Source organism: Nocardia sp. NPDC055053, assembly GCF_053608285.1.
In genome coordinates this window covers 178108-200018 of record NZ_JBSGVD010000005.1, presented here as the reverse complement: position 1 = coordinate 200018, position 21911 = coordinate 178108, and the positions used below count along the sequence as shown (strand labels likewise).

Below are 21911 nucleotides of genomic sequence, written 5' to 3'. Positions count from 1 at the left end.
CACGATGACGCCGTCGGCCTGCGCGTTCACTGGTTGCGCGCAGCGGGATCACAAAGGGTGCGGTGCGGGGGCGCTCTGCGACGATGTCCCCATGAGCACCGCCACCCGACCGGGTGTGATCACGACAAGCACGCTGGTTCTGCTGTCGGCCCTGTACTTCGCCCAGGGCCTGCCCTTCGGCTTCTTCACCCAGGCGTTGCCGGTGGTGCTGCGCGAATCGGGCTACTCGCTGGTCGCGATCAGCGCCTCGGGTGTGCTGTTCCTGCCGTGGGCGCTGAAGTTCCTGTGGGCGCCCTACGTCGACCGCTACGGCACCCGTCGTACATGGCTGCTGGTGCTGCAATTGTCCGCGGCCGCGGTCGCGATGGTCCTCGCCTGCCTAGATCTGTCGTCGTCGTTGCGCTGGCTGTTCGTCGGCATCGTGGTGGTGAACCTGCTCTCGGCGACGCAGGACGTGGCCACCGACGGTCTCGCCGTGCGCCTGCTCGGTCCGCGCCAGCGCGGGCTTGGCAACGGCATTCAGGTCGGCGCCTACCGCATCGGCATGATCGTCGGCGGTGGCGCCCTGCTGTGGATGTTCGCCGTGTCCGGGTGGCGAATGCTGTTCCTCGCCATGGCATTACTGATCGTGCTGACCACGGTGCCGGTGTGGCTGCTGCGCGAACCGGTCGCCGACCGCCCGCCGCGCCCGCATCCGGCGCAACTGCTCGGCGCCTGGTGGATCCGGCTGCGCCGCCCCGGCGTCCTCGTCTTCATCGCGCTGATCGGCGCGTTCAAGTTCGGCGATTCGATGGCGTCGGCGCTCACCGGCCCGTTCCTGTCCGACGCCGGTCTCGATCTCGGCCAGATCGCGCTGATCAAGGGCGTCCTCTCCTCGGCGGGCGCCCTGGCCGGCGCGGCCTTCGGCGGCTGGCTGGCCTACCGCTACGGCCGCCGCAGCGCGCTGCTGATCGGCGGTGTCACCCAGACCGCGAGCATCGCGCTGTATCTGTTCGCCGCCCTCGGACTCGGCGGTTTCGAACTCCTCGTCACCGCCAGCCTGGCCGAACACGTCTTCGGCGGCGCGGCCACCGTCGCCGTGTTCGCTCTCATGATGGACGCCTCCGAGCCCGACCACGCGGGCAGCGACTACACCCTGCTCGCCTGCGCCATCGTCGTCGTCCAAGGTGTGGCAGGCATGGCCGCGGGCATCGTCGGCGAGCTGGCCGGCTTTCCCGCCCTGTTCACCACCAGCCTCGTCCTGTCCGGAATCGGCTGCGCCGCACTGGTTCTCGGCTTGTCCCGGGGCCTTGGTCCCGACAGCCTGCGCCAGGCGCTCGGCGACACCCAGGGTCGGCGCACGGCGCGTTGGCAGGTGGATCTGCAAGACTGAGCAGGTGAGCGATGCTGATGCGGGAAGCTACGTCGAGGCCGGTGAGTTCCGCCGCGACACCAACTACATCACGACGCGGATCACCGCCGACGGCCGCGACGGCTACCCCGTCGAACCCGGCCGCTACCGGCTCGTCGCGGCCAGGGCCTGCCCGTGGGCCAACCGCACCTTGATCGTGCGCAGGTTGCTCGGGCTCGAACCGGTGCTGTCACTCGGCCTGTGCGGGCCCACCCACGACAAGCTCAGCTGGACCTTCGATCTGGACCCGGGCGAGGTCGACCCGGTGCTGGGCATCCACCGGCTCCGCGACGCCTACCTGGCCCGGTTCCCGGACTATCCGCGCGGCATCACCGTGCCCGCGGTGGTCGACATCCCGACCGGACAGGTCGTCACCAACGACTACGCCCAGATCACTCTCGACTTCTCCACCGAATGGGCCGCCTACCACCGGCCCGGCGCACCGCAGCTGTATCCCGAACCGCTGCGCGCCCAGATCGACGAGATCAACGCCGAGGTCTTCCGCGAGGTCAACAACGGCGTCTACCGCTGCGGTTTCGCCGGCGCGCAGGACGCCTACGACGACGCCTACACCCGGCTCTTCGCCGCCCTCGACCGGCTCACCGAGCGGCTGAGCACCCAGCGCTACCTGGTCGGCGACACCATCACCGAGGCCGACGTGCGCCTGTTCACCACACTGGCCCGCTTCGACCCCGTCTATCACGGCCATTTCAAGACCAACCGCAGCAAACTCAGCGAGATGCCGGTGCTGTGGGCCTACGCCCGCGACCTGTTCCAGACCCCCGGCTTCGGCGACACCATCGACTTCGGGCAGATCAAGGAGCACTACTACGTGGTGCACCGCGACATCAACCCCACCGGAATCGTCCCCGCCGGACCGGATCTGTCGAACTGGCTGACCCCCCATCACCGCGAGGAACTCGGCGGACGCCCCTTCGGCGACGGCACCCCGCCGTCGCCGCCCCTGCCCGCCGAGCGGGTACCCGCAATCCGCTGAACCGCCCTCGTCTTCAGTTCACTCGGCAGCCCCGGTGATGTTGCGGGCCATCCCGCCGAAGATGACCGCGTGGAAGGGGCTGAGCGCTTTCCAGTAGAGGTGCCCGGCCAATCCGTGTGGTTCGAACAGGGCGCGCTGCCGGTAGTGGGCGCCGCCGTCGGCGGACGGGGTGACCGACAGTTCGAGCCAGCCACGCCCTGGCACCCGCATCTCCGCGCGCAACCGCAGCAGCCGTCCACGCTCGAGGTGTTCGACGCGCCACCAGTCCAGCGCTTCGCCTACGCGCAGGCGGTGCGGGTCGCGCCTACCGCGGCGCAGGCCGACACCGCCGAGCAGCCGGTCGATCCACCCGCGCAGCGCCCAGGCCAGGGGAAAGGAGTACCACCCGTGTTCGCCGCCGACGGCTTCGAGAACCGCCCACAGGGTAGCCGGGTCGGCGGTCGTATCCCGTTCCCGCACATCGCTGTACAGCGATCCGCCGGACCAGTCGGGGTCGGTGGGCAAAGGGTCCGACGGGGCGTCGGGCAGGCCTGCGTCCGACCAGCGGGTGGGGACGTCCAGATCGCGAATGCGGTGCAGCGCCAGCCGCACCGCGCCGGAATAGGAGGTGAGCCCGTCCGATGGGTCCGGGATGTAGTCGGCGATGCGGTGGTCCGCGCACACGACATCGTTGATGAGCGATTCCATCAGCGGTACGGCGATGGCACGCGGTACCGGGGTGACCAGGTTGACCCATTGGGACGACAGCCACGGGGTCAGCACCGGGACGGGCACGATCACCCGGCGTGGCAGCTCCGCCGCGACGGCGTAACCCCGCATCATGCCCTCGTAGGTGAGTACGTCGGGGCCACCGATGTCGAAGGCGTCGTTCACCCGGCCTGGCAGGCCGGCCGCGCGCACCAGATAGTGCAGCACGTCACGCACCGCGATGGGCTGGATCCGGCTGCGCACCCAGCGCGGCGTCACCATGACGGGCAGCCGTTCGGTCAGGTACCGCAACATCTCGAAACTGGCTGATCCGGAACCGATGATCACCGCCGCGCGCAACACCACGGCGGGGGTCGGCGCGCGGAGCAGGATCTCCCCTACCTCGGCACGCGAGGCGAGGTGTCGTGACAGTTTCTGACCGGTGGGCGTGATGCCGCCCAGATACACCAGCCTGGTCAGTCCCGCGCGGTCGGATTCGGTCGCGACCAGGTTCGCCGCCTCGCGATCCACGTTCTCGAAATCCGCGCGGGCCAGGGAGTGGACGAGATAGTAGAGCACTTCCTGACCGTCCAGCGCGGCGCGCACGTCCTCGACGCGGGTGACATCGCCGCGCACCACCTCGACCCGGTCGCGCCATGCCGCCTCGGTGAGTTTGCCCGGGTCACGGGCGAGGACCCGGACAGTGTGCCCGGCGTCCAGCAAGTCCGGAACGAGTCGGCCACCGAGGTATCCGGTGGCGCCGAACACGACACAGCGCATCCGAGATCACCCCTGTCCGATCTTGAGCCGACCGAGATGTACCGTGCGATGCTTCGTCCTTCCCCCTTCTACTGTATACACGATTCCGGGCCCTCATGAGGCGCCGAATTGTGGTCCATAATCGCTCGCGAAAACTGAAACCACCAGGTCAGGAGTAGCGGGGATGGTCTATGTGCTGGATTTCGGTGAGGTCGACCGGGCGCAGGTAGCGATCGTCGGCGGCAAGGGCGCGAACCTCGGTGAGCTGTCGCGCATCGACGGTGTCGAGGTGCCGGACGGCTTCTGTGTGACGACGGATGCCTTCGTACGGGCCGTGGCGGGCCGGCCGTCGATCAGCGACAAGGTCGAGGAGCTCTCGCGCCTCGAAGCGGAGGACCGGGAAGCGATCCGCGAGCTGAGCGCGGAGATCCGGCGCGCCATCGAAGAGCTCGTCATTCCCGATGATGTGGCGGCCGAGATCATCGCCGCGCACGCCCGGCTCGGTGCGGACGGCGCCTACGCTGTCCGATCCAGCGCGACGGCCGAGGATCTACCTACCGCGTCCTTCGCCGGCCAGCAGGACACCTTTCTGAACGTCGTGGGGCCGGAGGCGACCCTCGAGCACGTCAGCCGGTGCTGGGGTTCACTGTTCACCGAGCGGGCCGTCACCTATCGCCTGCGACATGGTTTCGGCCACAAGCTGATTCGAATGGCGGTAGTCGTGCAGCGGATGGTTTTCCCGCGCGCCGCGGGCATCCTGGTCACGGCCGACCCCGTCACCTCCGATCGGACGGTCGTTTCCATCGACGCGGGCTTCGGTCTCGGTGAGGCTCTCGTTTCCGGCCTCGTGAACGCCGATGTCTACCGGGTCCGCCACGGCGACGTCATCAGCGCAACGATCGCCACCAAGAAGCTCGCCGTCGAGCCCGTGCCGACGGGCGGAACGCAAGTGCGCGAGATCGCGCAGGAGCGCAGGAACGAGCCGGTGCTGTCCGATGCCGAGGTGCTCGAGCTCGCGCGGCTGGGCCGCCGCATCGAAGCACATTTCGGCAACCCCCAGGACATCGAATGGTGCCTGGACGGCAAGGGTTTTCGCATCGTGCAAAGCAGGCCGATCACCACGGTGTTCCCGATTCCCGTGGCCGCCGACGACGAGAACCGCGTCTACGTGTCGGTCGGCCATCAGCAGATGATGACCGATGCGATGAAGCCGTTGGGGATCTCGTTGTGGCAGCTGACGAGCCGGGCGCCCATGCGTACCGCGGGTGGACGGTTGTTCGTCGATGTCACCGCGTTGCTGTCGTCGCCGGCGAAGGGCGCGCGCCTGATCGAAGGGCTCGGCAAGTCCGATCCGCTGATCGGGGACGCGCTGCGGACCGTGATCGATCGCGGTGACTTCCTTCGTCAGGTCCCGGACGAGGATGCCGCCGCGGTATCGGCCGGTGCCGCGCCTTCGCCGATCGAGGCCGATCCCGACCTCGTCGCCGAGCTGATCGCGACCAGCGAGTCCTCCCTCACGACCCTGAAACGCGACATCCGGACCCAGTCCGGACCCGCGCTGGTCGACTTCATCCTGGCCGATATCCAGGAGCTGCGGCGGGTCCTGTTCACCCCGCGCGGTCTGCAGGTGATCACTGCCGCCATGGACGCCACGTTGTGGCTCAACGATCGGCTGCGGGAATGGCTGGGCGAGAAGAACGCGGCCGACGCGCTCACCCAGTCGGTTCCAGGGAACGTGACCTCGGAGATGGGCTTCGCACTGCTGGACGTCGCCGATGCGATCCGCCCGCATCCGGAGGTGGTCGCCTATCTGCAGCAGGTCGACAAGGAAGGGCTGGCAGAGGGCGACTTCCTGGACGAACTGGCCGAACACACAGGCGGTCCGCGGGCACGCGCCGCGATCGAGGACTTCCTCGGCACATACGGCATGCGCTGCGTCGGCGAGATCGACATCACCAGGCCACGCTGGAGCGAAAGCCCCGCCACACTCGTGCCGACAATCCTCGGCAATATCAGGAACTTCGGGCCCGGCGCGGGCAGGCAGCGTTTCGCGGACGGACTGCGCGACGCCGAGCAGACGAAACAACAACTCCTGCAACGACTCCGCGTCCTGCCGGACGGCGACCGGAAGGCCGAAGAGACCGAACGGATGATCGATCGGGTCCGCACGTTCTCCGGCTATCGGGAGTATCCGAAGTACAGCATGGTCAGCCGCTATTTCGTCTACAAGCAAGCCCTGCTCGGCGAGGCCGCGCGGCTCGTCGAGGCCGGAGTGCTCCGCGAGCCAGAGGACATCTTCTCCCTGACATTCGACGAGCTCAGCGAGGTGACCCGCACCCAGCGGGCGAGTGCGGAGCTCATCGACGAACGCAAAGACGCGTTCCGCGTGTTTCAGGCGCTCACCCCGCCGCGCGTACTCACCTCCGACGGGGAGACCTTGTCCGGGGCGTATCGGCGCGCCGACCTGCCACCGGGTGCCCTGCCCGGAATGGCGGTGTCCGCCGGGACCATCGAGGGTCGCGCCCGCGTCGTGGCGGATATCGCACAGGCCGACGTCGAATCAGGCGACATCCTGGTCACCGCCTACACCGATCCGAGCTGGACGACGCTGTTCGTCGCGATCGCGGGACTGGTGACCGAAGCCGGCGGCCTGATGACCCACGGTGCGGTGATCGCCCGTGAGTATGGCCTGCCCGCCGTCGTCGGCGTGGAGCACGCCACCGAACTGATCCGCGACGGGCAGCGCATCCGGGTGAACGGCACGGACGGATACGTCGAGATCCTGCCCCACTCCGCCGCACCCGGGGTCGGTACCGCAGGCTGATCCGAGTCTGGCTCCCCAGTCCGATATCCTGCCGTACCGCAGTCCGATGTGCTTGCGGGACACTGGTTTCTACCGTCGGAGCATGCGTCTACGAAGCTTCGTTCTCCCGGTCTGCACAGCGGTGGTGCTCGTGACCGCCTGCACGACCAGCGCGGCCGAGCCCGCCTCCGCGCCTGCGGTCACTGTCGCCCGCGCGGACGCGGTGCGCGCCGATCTCGACGCGCTGATCCGCTCCGGCGCTGTGGGGGCTCTTGCGACACTCACCGACAACGGCGGCAGCACCGTCGTGGCCGCCGGTCTCGCCGATATCGCCGCGCAGACCCCGATCCCGACCGATCGACCCGAACATGTCCGGGTCGGCAGCATCACGAAATCCTTCACCGCCGCGATCGCGCTGCAATTGGTGGCCGAACACCGGATCGGCCTCGACCAGCCGATCGGGAGGTATCTGCCCGGTCTGCTCGCCGGTGCGGGCGTGGACGGGAAGGCCATCACCGTCCGCCAGGTCCTTGGTCATCGCAGCGGACTGCCCGAGCCGACCCTGTCCCGGGAAACGAACGAACACGCGGCAGCTCTGGACGGCCGCACCTTCACCCCCGCGCAGGAGATCGCGCTCGCGCTGCGGCATCCCGCGCAGTTCGCCCCCGGCACCCGATTCAGCTACACCAACATCAATTACATCGTCGCCGGAATGCTGATCGAGGCGGTGACCGGGCGCAGTTATGCCGATGAGCTGCGCGATCGCATTCTCACTCCGCTGGGTCTGGCGGACACCTACCTGCCCGCCACCGGCGAAACCGGTCTGCGCGATCCGCATCTGACCGGTTACACCGCCGAAGACGGCACCGTCGCCGAGGCGACGCTCATGGAGCCGTCGCTGCCGTGGACATCGGGCGCGCTGGTCAGTACGGGCGCCGACCTGAACCGGTTCTATACCGCGCTGCTGGCCGGGCAGGTGGTGCCGCTGACCCAGTTGCAGCAGATGCTCGACGGGTCCGACATGGGCAACGGTGACGGCATCTCCTACGGGCTCGGCATCGCGTACACGCAACTACCGTGTGGCGCGAAGTTTGTGGGCCATGTGGGCGGCGTCCACGGCTTCTCCGCCCTCTCCGGTGCGGGCACCGCCGGGCGCGCGGTCACCATCTCCTTCACCGGAACACCCACCACCGTGGATATCCACGCCCTGCTCACCCACGCACTGTGCGGGTGAGCATCCCAGCCGGCGGCTATCTTCCCAGCTCGGTGGTGGTCGAGCGGCGTTAGGATTGGAGAGGGGTGCGAGGAGAAGAAGGATGAGCACCACCAGTGTGATCGTGATCATCGTCGTCGTGGCAGTAGTCGTTGTGCTCGTCGGCGCGTGGCTGTTGATGCGCAAGCAGCGTGAACACCAGCGGGCCGAAGCCACCAGCATCCGTGACCGGGCGGCGGAACAGGAAGCCGAAATCGGTCAGCGCGAGGCGCGGGCGGAGGAGATCGCCGCCAAGAGCCGCGCTGCCGAGGCCGAAGCCGACGCCAAAGCCGCGCAGGCCGAGCAACTTGCCCAGCAGGCGAACGTGCGTCGCAACGACGCGGCCGAGTCGCGAGCCGACCTGGACAAGGAGTGGGAACGCGCGGACAAGGTCGACCCGGACACGAAGTCGGGCCAGTCGCCGGATTCAACCTGAACCGCCGACACACATAGCCATAGCGGGCGGCCTCGGGCACCTCCCGGGCGGGTTGACGCCCTACTTCGGAACCAGCACTCCGGACAGATCCGCTTCCCGGATCGGCGTATCCGGATTCGCCTGGGCGCTGCACATGAGGTTGATGGCCGCGACCGCCAGATCGACGGTGTTCTGGTCGATCGACGCGTCGTCCCCGCGTTCCTCTTCGAGGAACTTGGTCACCGTCGTGTGCTTCTTGGCCGAGTCCTGCGCGGTGTACTCACTGCACCGGGTGTCACCGCCCTTGTTGACCGCCTTCTCCACCTCGGCGCAGCCCGCAGACCCACCGAGCACGGCCACAATCAACCCCGTCGTCACGACTGTTCTTCGCACAAGCATGGTCACTCTCGTCCCTGTAGTCGATCGCGCCCGTGAGGGCCCGTTACACCGGACATAACCACTCTGACCGAGGGTAACCAGCGGGCCGGATCGCGGAAGTCCCGATTCAGCCGGCGTATGCCGCCAGGAAACGTTCGCCTGCCTCCCAGATCTCGGCTTCGCGCTGCCGGTCATAGGATTCCGCGGACGACCGGGCCACCTGGTTGCGGTCGACATACGACCCGGTGGGCGCCGCGATATCACCGAGCACGACGTCCGCGAGGTATCGCCCCGCCGCCCTGCGGCTGGTAGCCAGCGGGGTCAGCGTCATGATCGGCAGGATGTGCCGCATCGCGAACCGGGAAGCGGGGTCCGCGTCGCGGGCGAGGTCGGTGCCGGGGACGAATCCCGGGTTGTACGCGACGGCATCGATCCCGGCGGGCAGCCGACGGGCGTACTCGTGCACCAGATAGATCGCGGCGAGTTTGCTTGTCGAATACGCGGTGCGCCCGGCGGCTGTGGTGTGCGGCTCCCGGAAGGCGCCGATGCGGGCCAGCACATCCGGAGATTGCCAGGCCGGGCCTGGAACCATGCCCATGTTGTGCCGGAAATCGCCGAAATGGGTGTCGCTCACAGTGATGACGATGCGACCGGGCACGGTGCAGCGGTCCCCCAGCAGCCGGACGAAAAGGTGGTTGGCCACCACGTTGACGGTGAACGTCGACTCGAACCCTTCGGGGCCCGTGGTCTGCGCGTTCGTGTACTGAGTACCCGCGTTGCCGACGAAGGCGTACAGCGGCGGAAGATCGCCGGCGGCGAGCCGATCACCGATCTCGATCGCCGCGGTTCGGACACTCGCGAGCGAAGCGAGATCCGCCGAGACGCAGGAAACCTCATGCCCGTCCGCACGCAGCGCTGTCGACAACTCCGTCCCCGAGGAACCTCGGGCGACGACAACGAGGTGCACATCGGGCGAACGTCGCAGGATGCGCTCGGCGGCGATCCGTCCGATGCCGCGACTCGCGCCGGTCATGACGATGGTGCGCATGAAATCTCCTCGACTGGATTACCACTCATGTCATCACCGACATTCGCCGCTCGCGATCGGTCGAACCAGTGCCGTGCCCGACACCAGGACCAGCAGTGCCCAGGCTCATCGGGTGCCGAGCGGCGAGAATGTCCCCATGGTTTCCGCCCGTCCCGCCTTCGGCGAACTTCTGCGCACCTGGCGCGACCGTCTGTCACCGCTCGACGCGGGCTTCGCCGTCACCGGGAGCCGTCGCGCCCCGGGGCTGCGGCGCGAGGAGCTCGCCCAGTTGGCTTCGCTGTCGGTCGACTACCTGCTGCGTCTGGAGCAGGGTCGCGCCGTCAACCCCTCACCTCAGGTCGTCGCGGCACTCGCCCGGGCTCTGCAGCTGTCCCGAACCGAGCGCGATCAGCTGTATCGCAGTGCGGGACAGCTACCGCCGCAGGACGGGACCATCAGCGACCACGTTCCCGCCGGCATTCAACGACTCACCACTCGCCTCGGTGACATCCCGATCGGCGTGTTCACCGCCGACTGGTCTCTCGTGTGGTGGAACAGCATGTGGACAGCTCTGCACGGCGATCCCGCCGTGATCCCGGCACCGGAACGAAATCTCGCGCTCGCGCTCTTCGGCGACGGCGCCGCGCGTGCGGCGATGCGGCCGATTCGTTCCGAGCGCGGCGACGAGGCGTTCGCGGCGTCGATCGTCGCGGACCTGAAAGACGCGCTGACCCGCTATCCCACCGACGCCCGCCTCAACCGGCTGGTCCAAGACCTGCGACAAGGTTCGCCAGGCTTCGCGCACCTCTGGGCGACGGCGACCACTGCACAGCACGTGACCGATCGGAAGACGATCATCCACCCCGAAGTCGGCGAACTCCTGCTCGACTGCGACGTGCTCCTGGTTCCGGGCGCCGACCTCTACATGGTGACCTACACCGCCGCCGCCACCACCCCCGACGCGGGCAAACTCGAACTGCTCCGGGTGACAGGCGGCCGAGCTGTGCGGACCGGGCCTGTGGGCACAGCATGATGGTGGGATGGTGAGTGTATGCGCACAGTGCTGATACTGATCGTCGTGTCGGTGATCGCGCTGATCGTCGGCGATCGGGTCGCAGTCGTGGTGGTGCAGAACGAGATCGGCCGCAAGGTGGCGGCCGAGTACAACCTTCCGCACCGGCCGGACGTCGATATCCGCGGGTTTCCGTTTCTGACCCAGGCCGTCGACGGCACCTATCCGGAGATCGATATCCGGGTCGGCGACTGGAGTGGGGAGAACATCTCCGTCCACCACCTCGATGTCGTGCTGACCGACGTGTCGGCGCCGCTGAGCGACGTGCTCGGCAACCGCACCTCGAACCTTGTCGCGGCCACGGCGACGGCAACGGCCGTTGTTCCCTACGACGTCGTTCGGGGTTTCGCGCCGTCGGGCGTGGAATCGATCTCCGACAGCCCGGACGGGCTGCGCGTCACCGGAACATTCCCGGTGGCGGGGATGTCGGTGCCCGCGACAGTCTTCGTCACGGTCGCGCCGACCGACGAGGGCATCGAGGTCACGCCGGTCGCGGTCCAGTCCGCGGTCGGCGGACCGGCACTCTCGCTGACGATGCTGCGCCGGACCCTGACCTTCGTCGTGCCGCTGCAGCGGCTGCCGCTCGGTGCGCGCTTGACGGCCATCCAGCCGGGCGCCGACGGCCTCCATGCGACCGCCGTGGCCGACGACGTGCGCTTCGCCGACCTGCCGTGACGACCGGGTGGTGAGGTCGGGCACCATCGCTTGCCGCCCGGTAGCCGGCGTGCCACAGTGGCATCGAGCCCCGGAAGAGGGCTTCCGGACGAGGGGTGCCGTACCCGGAGTGCGACAAGACGGCCCGAGGAGGGCTGGTCATGTCGTGGATTCTGCTCGTCGTCTCCGGATTCCTGGAAGCCGTGTGGGCCACCGCCCTGGGCAAGACCGAAGGCTTCACCCGGCTGGGGCCCTCGGTGGTGTTCTTCACCGCCCTGGCCGCCAGCATGGCCGGCCTGGCCTTCGCGATGCGTGAACTCCCCGTCGGCACCGCCTACGCGGTCTGGGTCGGGATCGGCGCGGTCCTCACCGTGGCATACGCCATGGCCACCGGCGACGAGCCGGTCGCGGTGCTGAAGATTGTGTTCCTGACCATGATCGTCTCCGGCGTCGTCGGACTCAAACTCGCTCACTGACCTACGGACACGGGTCGGAAGTCGGTAGCGTTCGGGTGGGAACCACGACCGAGCGACAGGGAGAGCTGATGGGACTCGAGAACGAGGAGTTCGATTGTGACACTGCGCCACTGGCGATCTCCCCCGATGACGCCCGCCGGTACCGGCTCGACCACAGCCACCACGAGTGCCGTCTCGGCGCCGCCGCGCAGGAGGTCCTGAACGGATCCAGGGCCGAGCCGTGGCCGGAGGCATCCCAGCTGCGGACCGCCGAGGACTGGCTGCATGCCTACCGGCACCGAGGACTACCTACCGAGATCACCGCCGACGGAGCCGGTGTCGAACTGGTATGCGACGACACGGTCACCGCGCTGCTCATCCCGGCCGGACTCGCCGCCGCCACCTACGACCGCAATTCGCTGGCTGTGCCGACACTCGCCACCGCGCCACCCTATGTCCCGCTGCACCGGTGGGCGATGCTCACCCGGGCCGCGTCCCTGACCGACGACGCCACCGGTGTCCTCGCCGATCTCCATGTCACAGCTCTCATGACCGGAGATCGGATCCAGCTGCCCACCGGACCCGGCACCCGCCTGCACCCACCGCGCTACTGGCATGAGTGGCCCCGTCAATCCCGGTCGGGCAAGCCCTACCTTGTGCAACTGCTCCAGGTAGCCAATCCGATGCTGGCCGGTGTCAGGTCCCAGCGCTACCTGGCATCTACCGAAGGCAGGCTCGACGCCGTGACCCGCCGCTGACCATCGGCCGCGGCTGGTTACCGAATGCCGGGGTGGCGGATCAGGAAATAGCTGTGAATGCGACCGGCATGGTCGCGGGGCCGCGAAGCGTGATGTGGTCTCGGTAGACCGGCGGGTCGACGACGAGGCGTGGGTTGTGGACGCGGCGGGCGAATCGGGTGATGGCGACGGAGGCTTCCAGACGGGCCAAGGGTGCGCCCAGGCAGAAGTGCTGGCCGAGGCCGAAGGCGAGGTGGCGATCGGCGCGGGCAGGGTCGAACCGGGTGGGGTTCGTGAAGACCTCGGGGTCGTGGTTGGCCGCGGCGATGAGCATGATCGCGAGATCACCTGCCGCCAGCTCGATTCCGGGCAGTTCGATGGGTTCGCGTGCGATCCGGGGTACCAGTTGCACCGGCGGGTCGTAGCGCAGGCTCTCTTCGATCACCGCGGTGGCGAACGGTGCGGCGACGCCGAGGATGGCGAGGTAGTGGCGATGGCGCAGCAGGGCCAGGGTGGTGTTGGCGATGAGGTTGACTGTTGTTTCGTGCCCGGCGATGAGCAGCAGTACGCAGGTCGAGATGAGTTCGTCGTGGGTGAGCGCGTCGCCGGATTCCTCCGCCGCGAGCAGCGCGGACACAAGATCCTCGCCTGTCCGGGTGCGTCGGCGGACGAGTTGTTCGAAGTAGTCGTGGATTTCGTTGCTCGCGCCGACAAGTCGCGCGGGATCGGGGCGGCCCGCGGTGACGGTCGCCGAGATCGGATCGAGGCTGCGCGCCAGCAGCATCGACCACTGCCGCAACTGTGGTTCGTCGTCGAGTGGGACGCCGAGCAGTTCGCAGATGACCGTGATCGGCAGTGGGTAGGCGAGATCGGCGACGATGTCGAGCTGTCCGCGTTCGGCCGCGCGGTCGAGGGCCGCGTCGGCGATCTCGGTGATGCGCGGTTCGAGGGTGCGCACCACGGCGGGGGTGAACGCCTTGGCGACCAGGCGACGTAGCCGGGTGTGGTCGGGCGCGTCCCGGAACAGCATCGAGGCGGTGCCGGCCAGGGTATCCGCGTGCTCCCCGGCGAGGTCGTGAACGGGAGTGGGCCCCAGCGGAATCGAGGCGTGGTGACGTTCCACGCTCGCCGCCCTGTGCCGGAGCACGGTCGTGCAGTCTCGGTAGGACGACAGCACCACGACCGGCGTCCGGCCGAGTCTGGTCGGCCCGTGCGCACGCATGTCGGCGTAGAGCGGATACGGGTCGCTGCGCTGCGCCGGATCGAGAAGTCGGGCGAAGAAGCCGGAGCCTGCCGTGGTGGTCATGGAGTCCGCCCTTGGTCAATCGTGCCGGATCGCACGGTGGCTGAATGTGGGTGCCGTGCCGGGATTGAGCAGCGCACCGGTCAGTTCACTGGAAGGGAAGAACTGCAGGAACCGCGAGTCCTGCTGCGACACATCCACAATGGTCTTCTCGATGACCATCGAGTTGTATTGCTCGTAGGTGGTCTCGATGGTGTTCGCGTTGAGCACGACCTCGTGTCCCCAGGACTTCGCCGTCCGCGCCAGGCCTGGGATGCGGGAGTTCTCCGGGGTCAGGCATTCGGTGGCGATCGCGTTCTCGCTGATCGCCCAGATCCCGGTGTCGGTATTGAGCACCAGCGACTGATTGCCCATCGCGTGTCCGGGCGTGGACAGCAGCGCGACGCCGGGCCCGAGCAGTACGCTGCCGTCCAGCGGCACGATCGCCTCCGGCGGCAGGTCGACGAAGGTGGTGGGCTGATACCAGGGCCGCTGGTAGGGGTGCAGATCCGCCATCGCTTCCAGTTCGTCCCGCTGCGCGAGGAGCTTGGCGTTCGGGAATGCCGCCACCACCGGCGCGTTCGGGCTGATGTCGGGCTGGGGACGGGTGGTGCCCAGCCATCGCCGGACGTCCTGGGTGTGCAGGTGGTCGAAGGCGAGGTAGTCGACCTCGGCCGGGTCGATGCCGGCGCGGTGGCAGGCGGTGTGCACATCGGAGTGCTCGGTGACGAACAGGTTGCGCACCGGCCCGGGCGTGTAGCGCTGCAGTTCGGCGAAATAGGGTGTGTAGGAATCGAGTTCGTGATCACTGGGTTCGAACAGCAGGGTGCGGCGGGTGCCGTCGGTGTCGGTCCAGCGCACGATCAGCATGCGGTTGCTGATGGTGAGGAACGGCGCCGGGCTCACGGCAGCCCGGAAGAGTCCGTAGCGGGTGGGATAGGGCAGGGAGATCAGGTCACAGGTACGTACCGAGCCGGGGCGGCCGGTGGTCGCGAACTCCCGGCGGAAATCCACCGCGGCGGTGCGGGCCGCGCGCAGTCGTGGCCCGAAACCGCCGGGCGCGACCAGCGCCTTGTCGAAGGTATCGATACGGGTGAACGGCGCGGTGGTGGCCGGCCGTGGAATGGCGAGGGGCTCGGTGGCGAGCCGGTCGGCGATGCTCATGTCAGGCTCCTGGCGGCAGCGGTCGGCGGCGCGGCGATCACAGGGTCCGCGGCCGCAGACGGCCGGCCGCGAACAGCGGGGTGAGTGGCCGGATCGGAATCGGGGGTACCCAGACTCCCAGCAGGTCGACCCGGTGCAGTCTGGCCTCGAGCACGCGGCCGATGCCCATCTGGTCCAGCGGATCACGTTCTGAGCCGTGGACTGTCAGCTGGAAATCTTCGATCCGGCGGACCTCGACAACACGCTCGCGCGGAGTGAAACCCACCAGCCAGGACGGGAAGACACCGGCGAGGCCGACCACGTTGCGGTGCGGGCGGGCCAGGATAGGCGGTGGATCGGTCAGGATCGCGCCGAGCCTGCCGCTCATGCTGAGCAGCTTGTGCCCACGGCGGGTGGCCTCGGCGCGGATCTCGGTATCGGTGACGGTCCAGTCGATCTCGCCCAGTTTCTTCGGGTAGCCGAGCAGTTCCCGGCCGATGATCAAGGCCACGTCGTCGTCGAGAATCATCCAGGGGCAGTGGATTCCGGTGCCCTGTACTGTTCTGACGTGCACGAACAGCCCCGCCTCGTGGTAGCCCTGCGAGTCGAAGTTGTTGTCGGGGAAGAACGCGGTGAACAGGTCCGCGCGCGCGGGTTCGGTCAACCGGACCCCGGCGGGCAGCCATTGCCGCAGCCGATCCGGATCGATCTCGACGGTCGCGCTGAAGTAGTGGGCGTCCTGGTAGAGGCTCCGGCGCGGGTCACCTATCGTGAGCACGCGACGCAGGTCGGCGCTCAGGGAGCGTCCGACGGTGCGGATGTCAGGTTCCCACCCCATGGCTACTTGACCTTTCGGTAGACGGCGCGCAGCAACGGTCCGACGAGCGCGCGAGGGGTGTACTGGCCGCCGACGGTCTGCACTTTGGCGAACAGACCGGGCACCACCCGCCGCCGACCCGCATCCATACCCGCGATCGCCTGCGCCGCAGCCTGTTCCGCGCTCACCCACAGCGGACCGGGGACCAGACGGTCGAGCTCGGGAACTTCGGCCACCTCGGCGTACTCGGTGCGCACCGGCCCGGGCGCGAGCAGCGTGCACTGCACCCCGGAACCGGCCAGCTCACCGTGCAGGGACTCGGCCAACGTGTTGGCGAACGCCTTGGAGGCGGCATAGGTGGCGTTGTTGGGGCCCGGCTGATTGCCCGCTGTCGAGCCGGTGATCAGGATCGCGCCCGCGAGGCGCGCCACCATGCCGGGCAATACAGCGAGCGTGAGGTCGTGCACCGCAACGGTATTCAGTTCCACCTGCCCGCGTTCGCGCGCCGGATCCGCGGCGGCGAGTTCCCCGTAGGTGGCGAAGCCCGCGTTGTTGCAGAGCACGGCGATGTCACGCCCGGCCAGCTCGTCGCACAGTTTCGCGCGTTCGCCGCGGTCGGCCAGGTCGACGGCGCGGATCTCGGATTCGATGCCGTAGCGGGTGGCGAGCCGGTCGGCCAGCTCGCGCAGCCGGTCCTCGCGGCGCGCCACCAGGATCAGCGAATATCCGCGCCGGGCAAGGCCTTCGGCGAGCGCGGCACCGATACCGGACGACGCTCCGGTGACGACTGCTCTGGTACTCGACGTGGGAGTGGGTAGCGACATGGGTTCTCCTCGGAAGTCAGAACTGAGTGAGTGCGCGCGCGGTCACGGTGGTGCCCGCGGCGGCCAGGGTGCGCACCGCCCCTGGGCCGGTCACCTGTTTGTCCCCCGCCGCGATGCGCCGGAAATTCGCCGCGTGCCAGGCGAGCTGGAGGTAGGAATTGACCGGAGTGGCGGCAGCGAGGGGGATGCGCGGTGCGGTGGGCAGGCTCTGCGGTTCCCCGGCCCCGACCAGCAGTTCCGCCGCGATGCCGGGCCGCACGGCGAACGGGCGGCCCATCCCGATCACGTCGACCGCGCCGTCGGAGAGCACCTCGTCGACGAAGGCACGGGTGCGAACGCCGCCGGTGAGCATGAGCGGCATCGCCGAGCGGGCCCGCAGTTCTCGCGCGTAGCGCAGGAAGTACGCTTCGCGCTCCCTGGCGCTGTCCTGCACGACGCCGGTCATGGCGGGAGCTTCGTAGTTGCCGCCGGAGATCTCCAGCAGGTCGATGCCTGCCTGTTCGAGCGCGAGGGCGACATCGAGGGATTCGGCTTCGGCCAGTCCCCCGCGCTGGAAGTCGGCCGAGTTGAGCTTCACCGAGACGATGGCGCCGGGACCGATCGCCTGTCGCACGTCGGCCACGACCTCCAGCAGCAGTCGGCGACGGTTCTCGGGACTACCGCCGTATCGATCGGATCGCTGGTTGGCGACAGGCGAGAGGAACTGCGACAGCAGATAGCCGTGGGCGGCGTGCACCTGCACGCCGGAAAAGCCCGCTGCCACTGCCAGTTCGGCGGTGCGCGCGTAGCGGCGGCGCAGATCGGCGATGTCGTCGAGGCTCAGCGCCCGCGGCTTGCGCAGGTTGAAGCCGAGCGCCTGCGGCCGCAGCGCCGACGGGCCGACCGGGCGCCGATGCAAAGGTCCGACCGCGACACGTCCGGGGTGGTTGATCTGCATGACCATGACCGAACCTTCGCGGGATCCCGCGCGCGCCCAGTTGCCGACGGCCTCGAGATGCCGCTCGTCCTCGAGCGTCACATTGCGCGGCTCGACGTAGGCGCGGCGGTCGATCATGACATTGCCGGTGATGAGCAGACCCGCCCCGCCACGTCCCCAGGCGCTGTAGAGCCGGGTCAACGTCTGGCTGGGGGCGCCGGTGATCTCACCGAGCTGTTCGCTCATGGCGGCCTTGGCGATCCGGTTGGGCAGGGTCACCCCGCACGGCAGCGTCAATGGACTGCCGACGGCGACGACGCGGGGCGAACGATTCTTGGGTGGCATGGCGAACTCCTGTTGTGGCGGAGAGGTTTCGGGGTCAGGCGATGAGACGAGCGGCAGCACGGATCGGGCGCAGCAGGCGACGCCCTTGCGCGATCTCGGAGGGCGCGGTCGGCCGCGGCGCGGTCTGGGTGAGCTCGGCGGAACCCGGCAGCAGGGCCCGCACCGTCAACAGCTGGGCCAGCGCGCGCACCAGCCATCGGCCGCGCAACACCTCCCAGCGCAATTCCGGTCCACCCGCGAGGATCTCGGCGGACGGCTCGCTGACGCGCGCGTAGAGATCGCCCACCGACGTGTGCGTCCGCTGCTGGAGCAGTGCGGCTTCGGCGAGCAGCCGCGAACTGTTCATCAGCAGCATGCCCGCGCCCGAGCGCGGTGCGACCAGTCCGGCGAAGTACAGGTTCGCCAGGCCTGGCGCGAAGGTGTGCGACACCAGTCGTGGCTGCCCGTTCTGCCATTCGAGCAGGCCGTCGCGCAGGAACGGGAAGGTGGTCTTGAACCCGGTCGCCCAGACGATGGTGTCGTAGGTGCCGCTGGTGCCGTCGGTGAAATGCACGGTGCGACCGTCGAAGCGCGCGATTTCCGGCCGGACGGCGATCCGGCCGTGCTTGAGGAAATACGGGAGCTGCTGGTTGACCACGAGATCCTGATCGAAGATCCGGTGCTCGGGCTTGGTCAGTCCGAAGCTCTCGTACCTGCCCATCCCGACGGCGACGACCAACCGGAAGATGGCCTCTTGCACCAGCCGCGGCACCGGCACCGAACCGACATCGAAGTTTCCGCTCGGAATCCCCAGGACGTATTTCGGGATGAACCAGTAGCTGCGGCGCAGCGAGATCTCGGCTTTGCCGAAGGTCACCGCCGCCTCGACGGTCAGGTCGCAGCCGGAGTTGCCAGCGCCGACGACGAGCACGCGCGGGCCTTCGAGGTCGGCGGGGCGCTTGTAGTCCTTGGAATGAATCTGAGTGCCGGTGAATTCGCCCGGATAGGAGGGGATGTTGACATCCCAGTAATGGCCGTTGGCGACCACGACACCGTCGTACTCGCGCACCGCGCCGTCGGCGAATTCGACCCGCCAGCCGGCCAGGCCGACATCGTCGAGCGGCGCGACATCGGTCACGAGGGTGTCGAACGCGATGCGGTGGTCCAAGCCGAACTCGGCCGCGAAGCCGCGCAGGTAGTCGCGCATCTGCGCCGCGCTGGGGAAGTCCGGGTAGTGCTCCGGCATCGGGTAGTCCGGGTATTCGGTAACGCCCTTGGAGCTGATCAGGTACGTGGAGTCGTACACCCCGTGCGACCAGTTACCACCGATCGCCGCCGTGGCCTCGACATGGTCGTAGTCCAAACCCAGATCCGTGTAGGCCTTCGCCACCGCCAACCCGGTGTAGCCGGCCCCGATGATGCAGTACCGCGCCATTGTCACCTCCCAAGAAAGCTACACTTACTGTAGCTACAGTGTGTGTAGTATTTGTGACGGCACTGCCGGATGTCAAGCAGGCCTCCGACACGGAAAGGTGGTCCGCGACCATGGCCGAACGGCGAAACCGCGCCTACGCACCGCGAATGGCACCCGAACAGCGGCGCGAACAACTACTCGACGCGGTCCTGCGCGTCATCGTCGAGCAGGGCGTGCACAAGGTGTCCATCGACACCGTCGCCAAGGAGGCCGACGTCAGCCGCCCCGTCGTCTACGGATTGTTCGACGATTCCGACCAGTTGCTCCGCGCCTCACTCGATCGGGAGGAAACCGCGGCGCTGGCACAGATGTCCAAGGCAGTGCCGCTCGCCGGCACCGGCGACCCGGCCGGGGCGACATCGGAGAGTCTCGAACACTTCCTCACCGCCGTGCAGGCCGCACCCGATCGCTGGCGGGCCATCTTCCTGATCGCCGACGCCAGCACCCCGGCCTTCCGCGGCCGACTCGAGCGGGGACGGCAGGCCTTCATCGCCGCACTCGCCACCTTCGTCCGGGAATCGTGCCCACCCGAACGGCTCCCGACCCTCGATGTCGAACTCACCGCCCGCACCCTGTACGCGCTGTTCTGGGAAGCGGGCCGCCTGGTCCTGGCCTATCCCGAAGCCTTCCCACCACAACGGATTCGCGACTACGCCAGCACTCTCATCCCCGCCCTGCCCGCCTTCCACGACCCGAAAGCACCCCGATGAGCGACGTATCCCGGCAGGTGTGGACGGTCGTTACCCGCGCCGCTCGTAAGCCACGGAGATTGCCTCCGCGCCCTGCCGGATGGTGTCGACATACCGCGCACGCTCGGCGTGGCTGACCGCGGAGCACAGCGGACCGATCTGGACCTCATAGGGCGCCCCGGAGCTGTGGAACACCGGTGCCGACAGGTAACTGACGGGCAGTGACTCCTCGCCGGTGAGGTCGGCTTCGCGGTAGGGGCGCGCGGTCAGACGCGCCAGCTGGCGCAGTACCCGGGCGCGTAGTTCCGGCTGGACCACCTCGGCCCCTACCGCACCGAGCAGCTCCGCGAGCACGTCCACCAGACCGGCGTCGTCGGAGTCCGGGCGGAATACCGCGCAGCCGTTGGTGGTGACGAACCGCAGCAGCGCGGGAGCGCTCCGCCGCGTCGGACCGGTCGCTGTCGCCAGCCACGCGCGGCGTTCGGGCTCGCCCCGCCACGGCATCACCGCCGCGCCCGCCGGATAGGCCAGTGGAATGGACTGTCCCACAGCGAGTCCAGGGACGATGCGCGCACCCAGCGCATATTCCTTGGCCACCACGGTGAGGCGGCCGTCGGCGATTCGGCTCAGTGTCACGCCGCACCCCGCCGCCACAGCCAGTGCCTTCAGCTCGGCGCTCACCGTCGCATTCGGGATCTCGGGGCCGACCGGGGACAGCGCGGCGAGGGCGGGGCCGGGGCCGAAACGGCGATCGCGGTCGCGGTGCACCCAGCCCGCGTCGGTGAGCTCGGTGAGTACGGCGGTGATGGTCGCGCGGGCGAGCGAGAGCGCAGCCGCGATTTCCGACGCGGTCAGCGCTCGGTCGCTCCGGGTCAGCAACTCCATCACCTCGATGACCCGGCGCGTCGGTGGCGACGCGGATTCCCGCATGACACCCCCTTGTCCGCTGGTGCGGCCCGCCCTACACTGCTTCGACTATTCGCCACATATTAGTCGAATATTCGACACAAGGGGTGATCATGATTCTCGACCACTTCCGGCTGGACGGCCGGGTAGCTGTCGTCACCGGGGCGGGACGCGGCCTCGGCGCCGCGATCGCGACCGGTTTCGCCGAGGCGGGTGCCGACGTGGTGATCGCCGCGCGCACCGAAGCCGATCTGCGGCGGGTCGCCGAGCAGGTGGAAACGACCGGTCGGCAGGCGCTCGTCGTGGTGGCCGACCTCGCCGATCAGGACGCGGTCACCGCGCTGGCCGGGGCCGCGGTCGAGCGGTTCGGCCGCCTGGACATCGTCGTCAACAACGTGGGTGGGGCGCTGCCGAGGCCGTTGCTCGACACCTCCCCCGACGACCTCGCCGAGGCATTCGCCTTCAACGTCGGGACTGCGCACGCCCTGGTGCGGGCAGCGGTGCCGAAGATGCTCGCGACGGCGGACGGCGGCTCGATCATCAACATCACCTCGACGATGGGCAGGCTGCCGGGGCGCGCTTTCGCCGCGTACGCCACCGCCAAGGCAGCCCTGGCGCACTACACCCGCAGTGCCGCGATGGATCTGAGCCCACGGATCCGGGTCAATGCCATCGCGCCTGGCTCGATCCTGACCTCGGCGCTCGACATCGTCGCGGGCAATGAGCAGATGCGCGCCGAGATGGAGCGGGCGACCCCACTCCAGCGCCTCGGCGAGCCGAGCGATATCGCCGCGGCGGCACTGTTTCTCGCCTCCCCCGCGGGTGCTTTCCTCACCGGGAAGGTGCTCGAGGTCGACGGTGGGCTCATCGCGCCCAATCTCGCCATCCCCCTTCCCGATCTGTGAGGACG

The 21911-nt window shown here is 68.5% G+C and carries 21 protein-coding genes and 1 riboswitch; of the genes, 11 read left to right on the top strand and 10 right to left on the bottom strand.

Features of this window, described 5'->3' with window-relative positions; genetic code table 11:
- Positions 1–91 precede the first annotated feature (91 nt).
- Both ACWF82_RS07525 and ACWF82_RS07520 read left to right on the top strand, forming a co-directional pair.
- Positions 92–1372, top strand: a complete 1281-nt coding sequence (locus tag ACWF82_RS07525; protein WP_452498969.1) for an MFS transporter — start codon at positions 92–94, stop codon at positions 1370–1372.
- A gap of 4 nt (positions 1373–1376) precedes the next feature.
- Positions 1377–2387 carry a glutathione S-transferase family protein gene (locus ACWF82_RS07520; protein WP_452498968.1) on the top strand — a complete coding sequence of 337 codons (1011 nt, stop codon included), beginning with the start codon at positions 1377–1379 and terminating at the stop codon, positions 2385–2387.
- An 18-nt stretch (positions 2388–2405) separates the two neighbouring features.
- Here ACWF82_RS07520 and ACWF82_RS07515 read toward each other — a convergent pair whose 3' ends face one another.
- Positions 2406–3854, bottom strand: coding sequence for an SDR family oxidoreductase (locus ACWF82_RS07515; protein ID WP_452498966.1), 1449 nt, complete (start codon positions 3852–3854; stop codon positions 2406–2408).
- A 163-nt stretch (positions 3855–4017) separates the two neighbouring features.
- Here ACWF82_RS07515 and rph point away from each other — a divergent pair, with 163 nt between their 5' ends.
- From rph to ACWF82_RS07500, 3 genes are all read left to right on the top strand, one after another.
- Entirely contained in the window at positions 4018–6657 is a 2640-nt protein-coding gene (rph, locus tag ACWF82_RS07510; RefSeq protein ID WP_452498964.1) for a rifamycin-inactivating phosphotransferase, read from the top strand.
- An 82-nt stretch (positions 6658–6739) separates the two neighbouring features.
- Positions 6740–7870, top strand: coding sequence for a serine hydrolase domain-containing protein (locus ACWF82_RS07505; RefSeq protein WP_452498962.1), 1131 nt, complete (start codon positions 6740–6742; stop codon positions 7868–7870).
- 82 nt (positions 7871–7952) lie between these two features.
- Positions 7953–8324 (top strand): hypothetical protein, encoded by a 372-nt coding sequence (locus ACWF82_RS07500; protein WP_452498960.1) that lies wholly within the window; start codon positions 7953–7955, stop codon positions 8322–8324.
- A gap of 60 nt (positions 8325–8384) precedes the next feature.
- On the opposite strand, the gene ACWF82_RS07495 is transcribed toward ACWF82_RS07500, so the two are convergent.
- Positions 8385–8681: a hypothetical protein gene (locus tag ACWF82_RS07495; protein WP_452498958.1), complete on the bottom strand. Its 297-nt coding sequence runs from the start codon at positions 8679–8681 to the stop codon at positions 8385–8387.
- A gap of 127 nt (positions 8682–8808) precedes the next feature.
- Positions 8809–9729 (bottom strand): SDR family NAD(P)-dependent oxidoreductase, encoded by a 921-nt coding sequence (locus ACWF82_RS07490; protein WP_452498956.1) that lies wholly within the window; start codon positions 9727–9729, stop codon positions 8809–8811.
- 136 nt (positions 9730–9865) lie between these two features.
- Here ACWF82_RS07490 and ACWF82_RS07485 point away from each other — a divergent pair, with 136 nt between their 5' ends.
- The 4 genes from ACWF82_RS07485 (at position 9866) to ACWF82_RS07470 (ending at position 12647) form a co-directional block, all read left to right on the top strand.
- Positions 9866–10741: a helix-turn-helix transcriptional regulator gene (locus tag ACWF82_RS07485; RefSeq protein ID WP_452498954.1), complete on the top strand. Its 876-nt coding sequence runs from the start codon at positions 9866–9868 to the stop codon at positions 10739–10741.
- A gap of 18 nt (positions 10742–10759) precedes the next feature.
- Positions 10760–11455, top strand: a complete 696-nt coding sequence (locus ACWF82_RS07480; RefSeq protein WP_452498953.1) for an LmeA family phospholipid-binding protein — start codon at positions 10760–10762, stop codon at positions 11453–11455.
- Positions 11456–11517: 62 nt separating this feature from the next.
- Positions 11518–11584: riboswitch (guanidine-III (ykkC-III) riboswitch) on the top strand.
- An 11-nt stretch (positions 11585–11595) separates the two neighbouring features.
- Positions 11596–11910, top strand: coding sequence for a DMT family transporter (locus tag ACWF82_RS07475; RefSeq protein ID WP_452498951.1), 315 nt, complete (start codon positions 11596–11598; stop codon positions 11908–11910).
- Between the two features lie 68 nt (positions 11911–11978).
- Positions 11979–12647, top strand: coding sequence for a hypothetical protein (locus tag ACWF82_RS07470; protein WP_452498949.1), 669 nt, complete (start codon positions 11979–11981; stop codon positions 12645–12647).
- 40 nt (positions 12648–12687) lie between these two features.
- On the opposite strand, the gene ACWF82_RS07465 is transcribed toward ACWF82_RS07470, so the two are convergent.
- From ACWF82_RS07465 to ACWF82_RS07440, 6 genes are read right to left on the bottom strand one after another with little or no spacing between them, the layout of a single operon-like run.
- Positions 12688–13932 (bottom strand): cytochrome P450, encoded by a 1245-nt coding sequence (locus tag ACWF82_RS07465; protein WP_452498947.1) that lies wholly within the window; start codon positions 13930–13932, stop codon positions 12688–12690.
- A gap of 15 nt (positions 13933–13947) precedes the next feature.
- The gene (locus tag ACWF82_RS07460) at positions 13948–15072 is read right to left on the bottom strand and encodes a hypothetical protein (RefSeq protein ID WP_452498945.1); all 1125 of its coding nucleotides are present in this window, start codon (positions 15070–15072) and stop codon (positions 13948–13950) included.
- Positions 15073–15109: 37 nt separating this feature from the next.
- Complete coding sequence (locus ACWF82_RS07455; RefSeq protein WP_452498943.1) at positions 15110–15889, bottom strand: acetoacetate decarboxylase family protein; 780 nt, start codon at positions 15887–15889, stop codon at positions 15110–15112.
- Between the two features lie 2 nt (positions 15890–15891).
- Entirely contained in the window at positions 15892–16692 is an 801-nt protein-coding gene (locus ACWF82_RS07450; protein ID WP_452498941.1) for an SDR family NAD(P)-dependent oxidoreductase, read from the bottom strand.
- 16 nt (positions 16693–16708) lie between these two features.
- Positions 16709–17953 carry an NADH:flavin oxidoreductase/NADH oxidase family protein gene (locus tag ACWF82_RS07445; protein WP_452498939.1) on the bottom strand — a complete coding sequence of 415 codons (1245 nt, stop codon included), beginning with the start codon at positions 17951–17953 and terminating at the stop codon, positions 16709–16711.
- 34 nt (positions 17954–17987) lie between these two features.
- Positions 17988–19367, bottom strand: a complete 1380-nt coding sequence (locus ACWF82_RS07440) for a flavin-containing monooxygenase (RefSeq protein WP_452498937.1) — start codon at positions 19365–19367, stop codon at positions 17988–17990.
- A gap of 110 nt (positions 19368–19477) precedes the next feature.
- Here ACWF82_RS07440 and ACWF82_RS07435 point away from each other — a divergent pair, with 110 nt between their 5' ends.
- On the top strand, positions 19478–20116 hold the full coding sequence (locus tag ACWF82_RS07435; protein WP_452498935.1) for a TetR/AcrR family transcriptional regulator: 639 nt from the start codon (positions 19478–19480) through the stop codon (positions 20114–20116).
- Between the two features lie 30 nt (positions 20117–20146).
- On the opposite strand, the gene ACWF82_RS07430 is transcribed toward ACWF82_RS07435, so the two are convergent.
- Entirely contained in the window at positions 20147–21025 is an 879-nt protein-coding gene (locus tag ACWF82_RS07430; protein WP_452498933.1) for a helix-turn-helix domain-containing protein, read from the bottom strand.
- An 89-nt stretch (positions 21026–21114) separates the two neighbouring features.
- On the opposite strand from ACWF82_RS07430, the gene ACWF82_RS07425 reads away from it, so the two are divergent.
- Positions 21115–21906, top strand: a complete 792-nt coding sequence (locus ACWF82_RS07425) for an SDR family oxidoreductase (RefSeq protein WP_452498931.1) — start codon at positions 21115–21117, stop codon at positions 21904–21906.
- Positions 21907–21911 lie beyond the last annotated feature (5 nt).